Origin of the sequence: Diaphorobacter caeni, assembly GCF_015354245.1 — a bacterium.
GTDB lineage: Bacteria > Pseudomonadota > Gammaproteobacteria > Burkholderiales > Burkholderiaceae_C > Diaphorobacter_A > Diaphorobacter_A caeni.
The window spans coordinates 166,936-181,031 of the sequence record NZ_JADKYZ010000008.1; the positions used below are offsets into that span (position 1 = coordinate 166,936).

The 14,096-nt window shown below is 65.4% G+C and carries 10 protein-coding genes; 8 read left to right on the forward strand and 2 right to left on the reverse strand.

Annotation, left to right across the window (positions count from 1 at the left end; genetic code table 11):
• The first annotated feature begins 173 nt into the window (after positions 1-173).
• From ISG32_RS19640 to ISG32_RS19650, 3 genes are read left to right on the forward strand one after another with little or no spacing between them, the layout of a single operon-like run.
• A complete protein-coding gene (locus tag ISG32_RS19640) occupies positions 174-1,388 on the forward strand; it encodes an efflux RND transporter periplasmic adaptor subunit (RefSeq protein ID WP_228529952.1) in 1,215 nt (404 codons plus the stop codon).
• Positions 1,389-1,406: 18 nt separating this feature from the next.
• A complete protein-coding gene (locus ISG32_RS19645; RefSeq protein ID WP_194772709.1) occupies positions 1,407-4,574 on the forward strand; it encodes an efflux RND transporter permease subunit in 3,168 nt (1,055 codons plus the stop codon).
• Entirely contained in the window at positions 4,574-6,160 is a 1,587-nt protein-coding gene (locus ISG32_RS19650; RefSeq protein WP_407645081.1) for an efflux transporter outer membrane subunit, read from the forward strand. Before ISG32_RS19645 ends, ISG32_RS19650 begins: the two co-directional genes overlap by 1 nt.
• 27 nt (positions 6,161-6,187) lie before the next feature.
• On the opposite strand, the gene ispF is transcribed toward ISG32_RS19650, so the two are convergent.
• Positions 6,188-6,676, reverse strand: coding sequence for a 2-C-methyl-D-erythritol 2,4-cyclodiphosphate synthase (gene ispF / locus ISG32_RS19655; protein ID WP_166311858.1), 489 nt, complete (start codon positions 6,674-6,676; stop codon positions 6,188-6,190).
• A gap of 11 nt (positions 6,677-6,687) precedes the next feature.
• On the reverse strand, positions 6,688-7,473 hold the full coding sequence (gene ispD / locus ISG32_RS19660; RefSeq protein WP_194772710.1) for a 2-C-methyl-D-erythritol 4-phosphate cytidylyltransferase: 786 nt from the start codon (positions 7,471-7,473) through the stop codon (positions 6,688-6,690).
• A 329-nt stretch (positions 7,474-7,802) separates the two neighbouring features.
• On the opposite strand from ispD, the gene mfd reads away from it, so the two are divergent.
• The 5 genes from mfd (at position 7,803) to ISG32_RS19685 (ending at position 14,089) form a co-directional block, all read left to right on the forward strand.
• Positions 7,803-11,273 carry a transcription-repair coupling factor gene (gene mfd, locus ISG32_RS19665; protein WP_194772711.1) on the forward strand — a complete coding sequence of 1,157 codons (3,471 nt, stop codon included), beginning with the start codon at positions 7,803-7,805 and terminating at the stop codon, positions 11,271-11,273.
• 29 nt (positions 11,274-11,302) lie between these two features.
• Positions 11,303-11,983 (forward strand): hypothetical protein, encoded by a 681-nt coding sequence (locus ISG32_RS19670; RefSeq protein ID WP_194772712.1) that lies wholly within the window; start codon positions 11,303-11,305, stop codon positions 11,981-11,983.
• A gap of 114 nt (positions 11,984-12,097) precedes the next feature.
• The gene (locus tag ISG32_RS19675) at positions 12,098-12,232 is read left to right on the forward strand and encodes a DUF3149 domain-containing protein (RefSeq protein ID WP_194772713.1); all 135 of its coding nucleotides are present in this window, start codon (positions 12,098-12,100) and stop codon (positions 12,230-12,232) included.
• 158 nt (positions 12,233-12,390) lie between these two features.
• Positions 12,391-13,104: a phosphoserine phosphatase SerB gene (gene serB / locus ISG32_RS19680; protein ID WP_194772714.1), complete on the forward strand. Its 714-nt coding sequence runs from the start codon at positions 12,391-12,393 to the stop codon at positions 13,102-13,104.
• Positions 13,105-13,303: 199 nt separating this feature from the next.
• Positions 13,304-14,089, forward strand: coding sequence for a MetQ/NlpA family ABC transporter substrate-binding protein (locus ISG32_RS19685; protein WP_194772715.1), 786 nt, complete (start codon positions 13,304-13,306; stop codon positions 14,087-14,089).
• The last annotated feature ends 7 nt before the right edge of the window (positions 14,090-14,096 follow it).

Consider the following 14,096-nt stretch of genomic DNA (forward strand, 5'->3'; position numbering starts at 1 on the left):
CGACTCCAAGGTTTCTCCCATTTTGGCGTTCACAATGAACGCTTACACGTGATTTGCGCCTTTTCATGAATTCAGCAGCTCCAGCCAAAAACGCCCAAAACGCAGCCCTTTGCGAGCCCACCCCCGCCCCAACCGCATGGATTGGCGCGCAAAGCTCCGGCATTTCACGTCTTTTGCTGATTTCCAGCTGCGTTCTCGCGCTCGCAGCCTGCTCTGACAAGAGTGCCAAGGCCCCTGCCCCAGCGGGACCCGCCGAGGTCGGCGTGTTCACCGTGAACCCCGAGCGGCAGGTGGTCACCAACGAGCTGCCGGGGCGCACGAGCGCATTCCTCACTGCAGAAATCCGCCCTCAGGTCGGTGGCATTCTGCAAAAGCGCCTGTTCACCGAGGGCGCGACCGTCAAGTCCGGCCAGGTGCTCTACCAGATCGACCCTGCCACCTATTCCGTCGCCCTGAAGAGTGCGGAGGCCGCGCTCGCCAAGGCCCGCGCCTCGCTCGGCACGGCCCAGACCAACGCCCGGCGCAATGCCGAGCTGGTGAAGATCGACGCGGTGAGCCGCCAGGTGCATGACGACAGCCAGGCCGCCGTGCTCCAGGCCCAGTCCGACGTGGCCGTGGCCACCGCCAATGTGGAGACCGCGCGCATCAACGTCGGCTACACCCAGATCAAGTCGCCGATCGCCGGCCGCACGACCACCTCGACGGTCACGCCCGGAGCGCTGGTCACCGCCAACCAGACCAATGTGCTGACCACCGTCTCGCAGATCGATCCGCTGTACGTAGACTTCACCCAGTCGAGCGGCGAGGTGCTGGCGCTCAAGAACGCCCTGTCCTCCGGCCGCCTGCAGGGCACGGGCAAAGACGAAGCCCGCATTCTCATCAGGCTCGACGACGGCAGCGACTACGCCCATCCCGGCCGCCTGCAGTTCAGCGGCGTGAACGTCAATCCGACCACCGGTTCGATCACGCTGCGCGCCATCGTGCCGAACCCGGACGGACTGCTGATGCCCGGCATGTACGTGCGAGGCATGCTGCAGAGCGGCGTGAACGACAGCGCGCTGCTCGCGCCGCAGCAGGCCGTCACGCGCGACCCGGCCGGCAACGCCAGCGTGCTGCTGGTCGGCGCCGAGAACAAGCTCGAGCGCCGCCGCATCGTCACCGGCGCGGCGCTGGGCAGCCGCTGGGAAGTGGTCTCGGGGCTCAAGGCCGGGGATTCGATTCTGGTCGACGGCACGCTGCGCGTGAAGGAAGGCGACACGGTCAAGCCCGTGCCGTGGACACCGCGCAGCGCCAACAAGGCCGTGACCGGCGATGACGCCAGCACCACCGCGCCGGCCGTCCCTGCGGCCCCAGCCGCCAGCGCTGCCAGCGCCGCCGCTTCGCGCTGATCGAGAGACGGCTTCACCATGGCTCAGTTCTTCATCAACCGCCCCGTGTTCGCATGGGTGCTCTCCATCGTCATCATGCTCGCGGGCGCGATGTCCATCTGGACGCTGCCCCTCGAGCAATACCCCGACATCGCGCCACCGCGCGTGACGCTCAACACCATCTACACCGGCGCCAGCGCCGAGACCGTGGAAAACTCGGTCACCCAGGTGATCGAGCAGCAGCTCAAGGGTCTGGACAACCTGCTCTACATGAGCTCGACCAGCGACTCCGCCGGCCGCTCGCGCACCACGCTCACCTTCGCTCCCGGCACCAACATCGACGTGGCGCAGGTGCAGGCGCAGAACAAGCTGCAGGGTGCCGTCAACCGCCTGCCCGAATCGGTCAAGAGCCGGGGCGTGTTCGTCAACAAGGGCGGCAACGACTATCTCGTCACCTACGTGTTCACCTCGCCCGACCCGAGCGTCACGCAGGTGCGCATCGGTGACTATCTCACCAGCAACGTGGTCGACGTGATCGCCCGCGTGGACGGCGTGGGCGACGTGACCGTGTTCGGCACCAACTACGCGATGCGCATCTGGATGGACCCGGCGCTGATGGAGAAGTACGCGCTGATGCCCTCCGATCTGGTGGCCGCGCTCAACAACCAGAACGTGCAGGTTTCCGCCGGCCAGCTCGGCCAGTTGCCCGCCGTGAAGGGCCAGATGCTGAACGCGACGATCACCGCGCGCTCCAAGCTGCAGACCATCGACGAGTTCAAGGAGATCGTGCTCAAGTCGGCGCAGGACGGCTCGGTCGTGACCATGGCCGACGTGGCGCGCGTCACGCTCGAGGGCGACAACCTCACGGTGAAGTCCATCCTGAACGGCCAGCCCGGCGCGGGCATGGGCATCGTGCTGGCCGACGGCGCCAACGCGATGAAGGTGGCGGAGGACGTGCAGAAGAAGCTCAACGAGCTCTCCGCCTACTTCCCCGACGGCATCAAGGGCGTGGTCAGCTCGGACAGCACGCCGTTCGTGCGTGCCTCCATCGAGGAGGTGGTCAAGACGCTGGCCGAGGCCATGGTGCTGGTGACGCTGGTGATGTTCGTCTTCCTGCAGAACCTGCGCGCCACGCTGATCCCCGCCATCGCGGTTCCGGTGGTGCTGCTGGGCACCTTCGGCGTGCTCTCGGCCATGGGCTACTCGATCAACATGCTGACCATGTTCGCCATGGTGCTGGCCATCGGTCTGCTGGTGGACGACGCCATCGTGGTGGTCGAGAACGTCGAGCGCGTGATGAGCGAGGAAGGGCTCGGCCCCAAGGAAGCCACGCAGAAGTCGATGGCCGAAATCACGCCCGCGCTGGTCGGCATCGGCCTCACGCTGTCCGCCGTGTTCATTCCGATGGCCTTCTTCGCAGGCTCGGTCGGCGTGATCTACCGCCAGTTCTCGGTCACCATCGTCGCCGCGATGGCGCTGTCGGTGTTCGTGGCGCTCACGCTCACGCCCGCGCTCTGCGCCACCCTGCTCAAGCCGATGACGCACGGCCACCACGACCGCCCGATCCGCCGTGGCCCGCTCGGCTGGCTCGACCGGTTCTTTCGCAGCTTCAACCACCATTTCGACACCAAGGCCAACTGGTACCAGAGCTCGGTGGGCAAGCTGCTGAGCCGCTCGGCGCGCATGATGGTGATCTTCATCGTGCTGATCGGCGTCGTGGCCTGGCTGTTCCATCGTCTGCCGACCTCGTTCCTGCCCGACGAGGACCAGGGCTTCGTCTCCGCCAGCATCACGCTGCCCTCGGGCGCGACCGATGCGCGACTGCAGGACGTGATGGACGAGATGACCGCGTACTTCCGCGCGATTCCAGAAGTCGACCGGGTGAACGCGATCTCGGGCCTGAACGGCAACCAGAACTCGGGCAACATGTTCGTTCGCCTGAAGCCGTGGGACCAGCGACCGCTCGCGAGCCAGTCGGCCGCCACCATCGCCAGCCAGGCCACCAAGGACCTGCGCAAGATCCGCGACGCCCGCATCTTCGTGATGCTGCCACCCGCCGTGCGCGGTCTGGGCTCGAGCTCGGGCATCAACTTCATGCTCAAGGACCTGAACGGTCTCGGCCACGACGCGCTGATCAAGGCCAAGGACACCATGGTCAACGAGGCGCGCAACATGCCCGCGCTCCTGAACATGCGCACCTCTAACTTCGACGACACGTCCGAACTCAAGGTCGACATCGACGACCGCAAAGCCGCAGCTCTCGGTCTCTCGATGAGCGACATCAACAGCGTGCTCTCGAGCGCGCTGGGCGGCAACTACGTCAACGACTTCATCCACTTCGGCCGCGTCAAGCGCGTCTACATCCAGGCCGATGCGCCCTATCGCATGCTGCCCCAGGACATCCTGCAATGGTCGGTGCGCAACAAGAACGGCGAGATGGTGCGCTTCTCGTCTTTCGCCACCACCTCGTGGACCAGTGGCTCGCCGCAGCTCATGCGCTACAACGGCAGCCCCTCGCTCGAAATGCTGGCCAACACGCCGCAGGGCGTGAGCTCGGGTGACGCCATGAAGGCCGTCGAGACCATCATGCAGAAGATGCCGCCTGGCATCGGCCTCGAATGGACCGGCGCGTCGCTGCAGGAGCGCCAGTCGGGCTCGCAGGCGCCGCTGCTCTATGCCGTGTCGATCCTGTTCGTGTTCCTCTGCCTCGCCGCGCTGTACGAAAGCTGGAGCGTGCCGTTCTCGGTGATGCTGGCCGTGCCGCTGGGCGTGATCGGCGCGCTGCTCGCCACCTATACGCGTGGCATGTCCAACGACGTGTACTTCCAGGTGGGTCTGCTCACCACCGTCGGCCTTGCGTCGAAGAACGCGATTCTGATCGTCGAGTTCGCGGTGCAGCTGCAGGAGCGCGGCATCAAGATCGTCGACGCCACGCTGCAGGCCGTGCGCATGCGCCTGCGCCCGATCCTGATGACCTCGCTGGCCTTCGGCTTCGGCGTGCTGCCGCTGGCCATCGGCACCGGCGCGGGCGCGGGCGGACGCCAGGCCATCGGCACCGCCGTGCTCGGCGGCATGATCTTCTCGACCCTGCTGGGCATCTTCTTCGTTCCGGTGTTCTTCCTCGTGGTGCGCAACCTCTTCGCACGCAGCAAGGCCAAGGCGACGCCTGCCGCCACCCCGAACGACACACCGCATACCGCACCATGATGATGGAACCGAATCTCCTGTCTTCCCTGCTCCCCCGCTGGCGGTGCGCGGTCGTTCTGAGCGCTCCGCTGATGCTCTCGGCCTGCATGTCGCTTGCGCCGGAATATCAGCAGCCGCCCCTGCCCGTGCAGGACAGTTTCGAGCACGCCAAGTCCACGGCCGCGCTCTCGCCCGACCAGCAGGCCGCCGTTCGCATCGACGAGCGCAACGGCCCGATGGCGTGGCAGGACTTCATCGCCGAGCCGCGCCTGCGCGAGCTGATCCGTCAGGCGCTGGACAACAACCGTGATCTGCGCGTGGCCATTCTCGCCATCGAGAAGGCGCGCGCGCAATACGGCATCGAGCGCGCGGCGCTGTTCCCCTCCGTCGCCGCGACCGGTGTGGGTAACCGCACCCGCACGGCCGATGACCTGACCACCGCCGGCCGCTCCAACGTCAGCGGGCAATACAGCGCGCAGCTCGGTTTCAGCAGCTACGAGATCGACTTCTTTGGCCGCGTGCGCAACCTCAACGAGGTCGCGCTGCAGGAGTTTCTGCGCACCGGCGACAGCCGCCGCAGCGTGCAGCTCAGCCTGATCGCGGAGCTCTCCAACGCGTGGCTCACGCTCGACGCAGACGCGCGCCGACTGGCCCTGGCCCGCGAGACGCTGCGCACCCGCCTCGAATCGCTGCAGCTCACCGAGCGCAGCCACGAACTCGGCGCGGCCAATGGCCTCACGCTCGCGCAGACCCGCAGCACGGTGGATTCGGCGCGCGTCGATGTCGCCACCTACACCTCCCAGCTCGCGCGTGACCGCAACGCGCTCGCCCTGCTCGTCGGCGATTCGGTGCATGAATCGCTGCTGCCCGCCAGCGTCAACATCGCCCAGGCCGTCAAGACGCAGCCCACGCCGCTGGGCACCGGCCCACGGACCTCGGAGCGGCTGTCCTCCGTGCAGGTGATGCTGCCCGAGCCAGTGGCGGCGCTGCTCTCCGTGCCGCAGGAACTGCCATCGTCCGTGCTGCTGCAGCGCCCCGACGTGCAGGCGTCCGAGCGCACGCTGCGCGGCACCTACGCCAACATCGGCGCGGCGCGCGCGGCGTTCTTCCCGTCGATCACGCTGACCTCGTCCATCGGCGTGGGCAGCAACGCGCTGTCGAACCTGTTCGATGCCGGCAACGGCACCTGGTCGTTCATCCCGCAGATCCGCTTGCCGATCTTTGATGCGGGAAAGAATCGCGCCAGCCTGCGCGTGGCCGAGGTCGCGCGCAACACCGCCGTGGCGCAATACGAGAAGACCGTGCAGACCGCCTTCCGAGAAGTGGCGGACGCGCTGGCCGACCGCTCCACGCTCGACGAACGCATCGCCGCGCAGGGCTCGATGGTGGACGCCACGAAAAAGGCGCTTGAACTCTCCGACGCGCGCTACCGCCTCGGCGCCGACAACTACCTCTCGGTGCTCGACGCCCAGCGTTCGCTCTACACCGCGCAGCAGACCCAGATCACGCTGCAGCTGGCCGAACAGATCAACCGCATCACGATCTACAAGACGCTGGGCGGGCAGTGGCGTGACGACGCCCTGTCGGACCTCGACGCCTCCGAGTGATTCAGCGGGCGCGTGCCCGCCGGGCGATCACACGCGGAACAGCATCGCCGCCGCGTTCGCCTCGATGGCCAGGCCCTGCCCCACGGGGCCGAGGCGCTCGGCCGTCTTGGCCTTCACGTTGACCTGGTCGACGCGCAGGTCCAGCGTCTTCGCGATCACCGCGCACATCGCGCCGATGTGCGGCGCGAGCTTGGGGGCCTGCGCGATCACGGTGCTGTCGATGTTGCCGATTTCGTAGCCTTCGGCACGCACACGGCGCGCGGCTTCAGCAAGCAGCACGTCGGACTTCGCGCCCTTGAACTGCGGATCGGTGTCGGGGAAATGCCGCCCGATGTCACCGAGCGCAGCGGCGCCGAGCAGCGCGTCGGTGATCGCGTGCAGCAGCACGTCGGCATCCGAATGGCCCAGCAGCCCGAGCGTGTGGGGAATCTCCACGCCACCGATGATCAGCTTGCGGCCCGGCACCAGCGCGTGCACATCCCAGCCTTCGCCGATGCGGAACGGGGGGAACTTCATGTCTTGGGAACTCATGTCTTGCTTTTCTCGTTACTCAGCGGACGACTTGCCGGACGATTCACCGGGCGGTTGGCGCGCTGCCAGAGGATGGCTTCGGCCAGCGCGAAATCCTGCGGGTAAGTGACCTTGAAATTCTGCGCGCTGCCGGGCACGAGCAGTGGCCTCAGACCCGCCGCCTCGATGGCGCTGGCCTCGTCGGTGATGCCCGCGAAATCCTGCGCCGCGCGGGCTTCCAGCGCGTCGTGCAACGCCCCCGCGCGGAACATCTGCGGCGTCTGCGCCAGCCACTTGTCGGCGCGGTCGATGGTCGCCGCGCTGCGGCCATCGACCGCGAGCTTGAGCGTGTCGGGCAGCGGCAGCGCGAGCAGGCCGCCCACGGCATCGGGCATGCATGCGTCGATCAGCGCATCGATCTCGGCGGGCGTGACCAGGCAACGCGCGGCGTCGTGCACCAGCACCCAGTCGTCGCGCGTGGCGGTCCGGCTCGCGAGCAGAAAACGCAGCCCGTTGAAGACGCTGGACGCACGCGTCGGCCCACCGCCGTCGATCAGGCTCCAGCGCGCACCGTCTTTGCGCAACGTGCCGTCGCCCGGCGTCACGACCACATGCACGCCCGCAATGCGCGGCACCGCCGCAAAGGCGGCCAGCGTGTGCTCGACCAGCATCTTTCCGGCCAGCGGCTCATATTGCTTGGGCTGCGCCGTTCCCGCGCGCGAGCCCACTCCGGCGCACGGCAGCAGTGCGAAACAGCGCGCCCCGGCGCTCCCACTTTCTTGTTGTGCTTCGTTCGAATTCATGTTGTCCCGATTGTAGACAGCGGACTAGGGATCCTCTGCACAAATCAATTGACAAGCAGCTTGTGTGGATCGGGATGGGCTACAAGGCGAAAACTGCAGCGATAGCCGTAGCTATCGCGAGGATTTTCAACGCCGTAGACCGCCCGAGTCCGCGCAAGCATGCGTCGATCTGATTTGTGCAGAGGGTCCCTGGAGGTTCTACCGAAGTCACTACCCAGCATACGAAATGCGGGTTCTCTAAAATGGAGCCCTGAACACCCCCGCTGCCTTCGCAACGGGGTTTTTGTCGTTTTCGTCTCCCCCGTTTCGTCACTGCTGACTGCTTTCCCATGGATCTGCCCAAACTCTCGCCCGGAAAACGTTTTGCCATGCCGCGCCCCGCCGGTTCGGCCGATGCGCTGCTGCTCGCGCGCCTGGCCGAGCGGGAGAAGTCGCACAAGCGGGTGGTGGCCATCGTCACCGCCGACGCGACGGACGCGCGCCGCCTGATCGACGAGATGGAGTTCTTCGCGCCCAAGCTGCGCTGCGCGATGTTTCCCGACTGGGAGACCCTGCCCTACGACACCTTCTCTCCGCACCAGGACCTGATCAGCGAGCGCCTCGCGACGCTCTGGCGCATCTCGCAGGGCGAGGTCGACGTCGTGCTGGTGCCCGCGACGACGGCGCTTTACCGCGTCGCACCGCCCTCGTTTCTCGCGGGCTACACCTTTCACTTCAAGGCCAAGCAGAAGCTCGACGAGGCCAAACTGCGCGCACAGCTCACGCTCGCGGGCTATTCGCACGTGTCGCAGGTGGTGAGCCACGGTGAATACGCGGTGCGCGGCGGGCTGATCGATCTGTTCCCCATGGGCTCGGCCGTGCCCTACCGCGTCGACCTGTTCGACAACGAGATCGACACCATCCGCACCTTCGATCCCGACACGCAGCGCAGCCTCTACCCCGTGCCCGAAGTGCGCCTGCTGCCCGGCCGCGAATTTCCGATGGACGACGACGCCCGCGCCAAGTTCCGCCACCGCTGGCGCGAACTGCTCGAGGGCGATCCCACCAAGAGCCGCATCTACAAGGACATGGGCAACGGCGTCGCGACGGCGGGCATCGAGTACTACCTGCCGCTGTTCTTTGACGACACGGCCACGATGTTCGACTACCTCGGCGCCGACACCACCGTCGTGCTGCATGGCGATCTCGAAGCCGCGTTCCTGCGCTTCTGGCAGGACACCAAGGAGCGCTTTCGCCTCGTTCAGGGTGATCCCGAGCGCCCGGTGCTGCCGCCCGAAACATTGTTTCTGAGTGCCGACCAGTTCTACGCCCGCGCCAAAGACCACGCACAGCTTGCCATCCGCCCGAACGTCGAGGACGTGCCGGACAACGCGCATTTCCAGAAGCTCGGCGATCTCTCGGTGATCCGCGGCGCGGAAGACCCGCTCGCCAGACTGCAGGCGCACATTCTGTCGGGCCAGCACCGCGTGCTGCTGCTCGCAGAGAGCGACGGCCGCCGCGAAAGCCTGCTCGATTTTCTGCGTGCCTCGCACCTGAATCCGCCCGCGTTCGATTCACTGGCCGAGTTCCAGCACACGCGAGACGAGAAAATCGGCATCGCCACATCGATGCTCGCCACCGGCTTCAGTTGGATCGAGGGCGGCATCGACTTCGTCACCGAGACCGAGCTGTTCTCCGCCACCGGCACCGCACGCCGCCGCCGCAAGCAGGAACAGGTCAGCGATGTCGACGCGCTGATCAAGGACCTGTCGGAGCTGAAGGTCGGCGACCCGGTGGTGCACAGCGCGCACGGCATCGGGCGCTACCTCGGCCTGATCAACATGGACATCGGCCAGAAGAACCCCGACGGCACGCCCGCGATGCAGGAGTTCCTGCACCTCGAATATGCCGACAAGGCCGCGCTCTACGTGCCGGTGAGCCAGCTGCAGCTCATCAGCCGCTACACCGGCGTGTCGGCCGACGAAGCGCCGCTGCACAAGCTCGGCAGCGGCCAGTGGGAAAAGGCCAAGCGCAAGGCCGCCGAGCAGGTGCGCGACTCCGCCGCCGAACTGCTCAACATCTACGCCCGCCGCGCCGCGCGCCAGGGCCATGCGTTCCGCTTCAACGTGCAGGACTACGAGCAGTTCGCCAACGACTTCGGCTTCGACGAAACCGCCGACCAGAAGGCTGCGATCCACGCGGTCATCCAGGACATGATCAGCCCCCAGCCGATGGACCGCCTCGTCTGCGGCGACGTGGGTTTCGGCAAGACCGAGGTCGCACTGCGCGCCGCGTTCGTCGCGGCCATGGGCGGCATGCAGGTGGCGTTTCTCGCGCCGACCACGCTGCTGGCCGAGCAGCATTTCCAGACGCTCATCGACCGCTTTTCGAAGTGGCCGATCAAGGTCGCCGAGGTCTCGCGATTCCGCTCGGGCAAGGAGATCACGGCCGCCGTCAAGGGCATCGCCGAAGGCACAGTGGACATCGTCGTCGGCACGCACAAGCTGCTCTCCGAATCGACCAAGTTCAAGAATCTGGGCCTGCTCATCATCGACGAGGAACACCGTTTCGGCGTGCGCCACAAGGAAGCCATGAAGGCCATGCGTGCCGAGGTCGACGTGCTCACGCTGACCGCCACGCCGATTCCGCGCACCATGGGCATGGCGCTCGAAGGCCTGCGCGATCTGTCGGTGATCGCCACCGCGCCTCAGCGGCGTCTGGCGATCAAGACCTTCGTTCGCAACGAGGGCACAGGCGTGATCCGCGAGGCCGTGCTGCGTGAGTTGAAGCGCGGCGGCCAGTGCTACTTTCTGCACAACGAGGTCGAGACCATCGAGAACCGCAAGCAGAAGCTCGAGGAGATCCTGCCCGAGGCGCGCATCGCCGTCGCCCACGGCCAGATGCCCGAGCGCGAGCTCGAGAAGGTAATGCGCGATTTCGTCGCGCAGCGCTACAACATCCTGCTGTGCTCGACCATCATCGAGACCGGCATCGACGTGCCCACCGCCAACACCATCATCATGAGCCGCGCCGACAAGTTCGGCCTCGCCCAGCTGCACCAGCTGCGCGGGCGCGTGGGCCGCTCGCACCATCAGGCCTATGCCTATCTGATGGTGCCCGACATCGACGGACTCACCAAGCAGGCCGCGCAGCGCCTGGAGGCGATCCAGCAAATGGAGGAGCTCGGCTCGGGCTTCTACCTCGCGATGCACGACCTCGAGATTCGCGGCGCGGGCGAGGTGCTGGGAGACAACCAGAGCGGCAACATGATGGAAATCGGCTTCCAGCTCTACAACGAGATGCTCTCCGAGGCCGTGGCCGCGCTCAAGGCGGGCAAGGAGCCCGACCTGCTCTCGCCGCTGTCCGTCACCACCGACATCAATCTGCACTCGCCCGCCCTGCTGCCCGACGACTACTGCGGCGACGTGCACCTGCGCCTGTCGTTCTACAAGAAGCTGGCCACCGCCAAGACACCGCAGCAGATCGACACGCTGCTCGAAGAGATCGTCGACCGCTTCGGCAAGCTGCCCGCGCAGACCCAGACGCTGATCGACGTGCACCGACTGCGCGTGATGAGCCAGCCGTATGGCGTGCAGAAGGTCGACGCCGCGCCGGGCGTCATCAACATCACCTTCAAGCCCCAGCCGCCAATCGATCCGATGAACATCATCCAGCTGGTGCAGAAGAACAAGCACATCAAGCTCGCCGGCAACGACAAGCTGCGCATCGAACGCGAACTGCCCGACCCCAAGGACCGCGCGCATCTGGTGCGGGACATCCTGCGCAGCCTCGGAAAACCCACGACCGAGATGGCCGCCTGAGCGCCCGTTTGGGATAGCATGGAAGCACCATGCTTATCGTGGAGACCGCCATCAGCCTCATCGCCCTCGCCATCGCGCTATGGCTGAGGCCGTGGCGCATGCTGGGCTCGACGACGCTGCGCACGCCCGAGGGTCCAAAACGTCGCGTCTCTCCGCTGGTGACGCCGCTGTTTGCCTCGCTCGTGCTGCTGCCTTGGCTGTGGGCCTTGCCTACGCTCGTTCGCATGCCGCTGCCGCTGCAACTCTCGGGCGCCTGCCTGCTGGTGCTGATGCTGGGCTGGCCGCTCGCGATTCCGGTGTTGTGGATCGTGGGCGCCATCGCTGCGGCGCTCACGCCCGCCTTGGCTTGGAGCGACGCGCTGTCGGCCATCGCCTGGCTGGGCGTCATTCCTGCGACCCTTGCCATGCTGCTGGGTGCGCTGATTCGCCATTTCACCGGCACGCGCATGTTTGTATTCGTGCTCGGACGAGCGTTTCTGGGCACCGTCGCATGTGTCTTCATCACGGGCGTGTTCACACAATGGAGCGGCCATGCGCTCACGACCGAGGTGGACGACGGGCTGGCCCTGGTCGCGCGCTGGCTCATGGCATGGAGCGACGGGCTGATCACCGGCATGCTGACAGCGATCTTCGTGGCCTTCAAACCCGAGTGGCTGGCGACCTGGTCGGACCACCTCTACCTGCCCAAGCCCCGCTCACACGAGCCGTGACCCGCACGGCAGTAACGGTCTGTATCACGCCTTTGATCAATCACAAGCCATGAATCCCTGTCTGCAGCGATAGTGAGAGCAAGATCTCAACCACTCCTGCGGAAGGAATTCTTCATGAAAGCACTGAGCGATCTGTTCTCCACCGACTACGGCCTCATGTCCGTCGTCGGTCTCGGATTCATTGTCTGTATGGCGGGCTTCTTCACCGGATTGTTCCTGCGCAAGCCCCCTGAAGCCAAACCCAAGTGAAGCCTTGGGCAGACCAACCCCGACATACACAGGGACAGCGCCCGCCGGGGAGCTGTCCCTGTTTTCATGGCGCACGCATTGCTTTCGCGCCAAGGCTCTTTCCAATCGCACTACCATTACGGCTTTCCTTCAATTTGCATTGCGCATTGGTTCCCAACATGCCCCAAGCCACAGAATTTGCCCCCGGCCTCGTCCTGCGCGGAGTCACTGCGCCACTCAATCTGGCTGACTACAAGCTCATCGCGTTCGACATGGACTCGACGCTCATCAGCATCGAATGCGTGGACGAGATCGCCGACGCGGTGGGCCGCAAGGCCGAAGTGGCCGCCATCACCGAGGCCGCCATGCAGGGCGTGATCTCCGACTACAAGGAAAGCCTGCGCCAGCGCGTGGCCCTGCTCAAGGGCGTGACCGCCGCCGATCTGGACCGCGTGTTCTCCGAGCGCCTGCAGTTCAACCCCGGCGCCAAGGAACTGATCGATGCGGCCAAGGCGGCAGGCCTCAAGACGCTGCTGGTCTCTGGCGGCTTCACCTATTTCTCGGACCGCGTGAAGGCGCACCTGGGCATCGATTTCGCCCGCTCCAACATGCTCGAGATCGAAAATGGCGTGCTCACCGGCCGCATGGTCGATCAGGCCTGGGGCGACATCTGCGACGGCGCAGAAAAGCGCCGCACGCTGCTCGAAATGGCCTCGCTCATGGGCATCGACCCAAGCCAGACCATCGCCGTGGGCGACGGCGCCAACGACCTGCCGATGATGGGCGAAGCCGGCCTGTCGGTCGCCTACCATGCCAAGCCCACCGTGCGCGCGCAGGCCAAGGTGGCGATCAACCAAGGCGGTCTGGACCGCCTTCTGGAAGTCGTGCGCTGAACAAGCCACGCTGACCACTTTCAGCCTTGAGGTTATTAAATATCCATTCTTTATATGGATATGAATTTAAAAACGAGGCAATGGTCAACCGAACGAATTACACTGGCGTTCTGTAACCAGTCATGAGCGCGGGTGGCAATCATCCAACCCGCCGCGCAGGACGCCTGCAAAGAAACATCTTTTTGAGGATCATCTGGACATGTTGAAGAAATCTCTGACCGCACTGGCTCTGGCAGCACTGGCCTTTGGCGCACAAGCCGCCGACGTTCTCAAGGTCGCCGCCACCTCGGTGCCGCACGCCGAAATCCTGAACTTCGTGAAGCCCCAGCTCAAGGCCGACGGCGTGGATCTGGAAATCAAGGAATTCAGCGACTACGTGCAGCCCAACGCGGCCGTGGAAGACAAGCAGCTCGACGCCAACTTCTTCCAGCACAAGCCCTACCTCGACAGCTACAACAAGGACCGCAAGTCCTCGCTGGTCGAAGTGCCCAACGGCAAGGTGCACGTGGAGCCCTTTGGTGCCTACTCCAGCAAGATCAAGAACATCAAGGATCTGAAGAACGGCGCGACCGTGGCGATCCCCAACGACCCATCGAACGGCGGCCGTGCGCTGATCCTGCTGGCCAAGCAAGGCCTCATCGAGCTGAAGGACGCCAAGAGCCTGACGCCCACGCCGCTGGACGTGGTGAAGAACCCCAAGAAGCTGAAGTTCAAGGAACTCGAAGCCCCCCTGCTGCCACGCGCGCTGGGTGACGTGGACATCGCCCTGATCAACACCAACTACGCCATCGAAGCCAAGCTGAATCCAACCAAGGATGCGCTGTTCATCGAAGGCGCGGATTCGCCTTACACCAACATCGTCGCCGCCCGCGCCGACCGCGCCAACGACCCCATCATCGCCAAGCTGATGAAGGCCCTGCACTCGGCCGAGGTAAAGAAGTTCATCCAGGAAAAGTACAAGGGTGCCGTCGTTCCTGCATTCTGAGTGACTC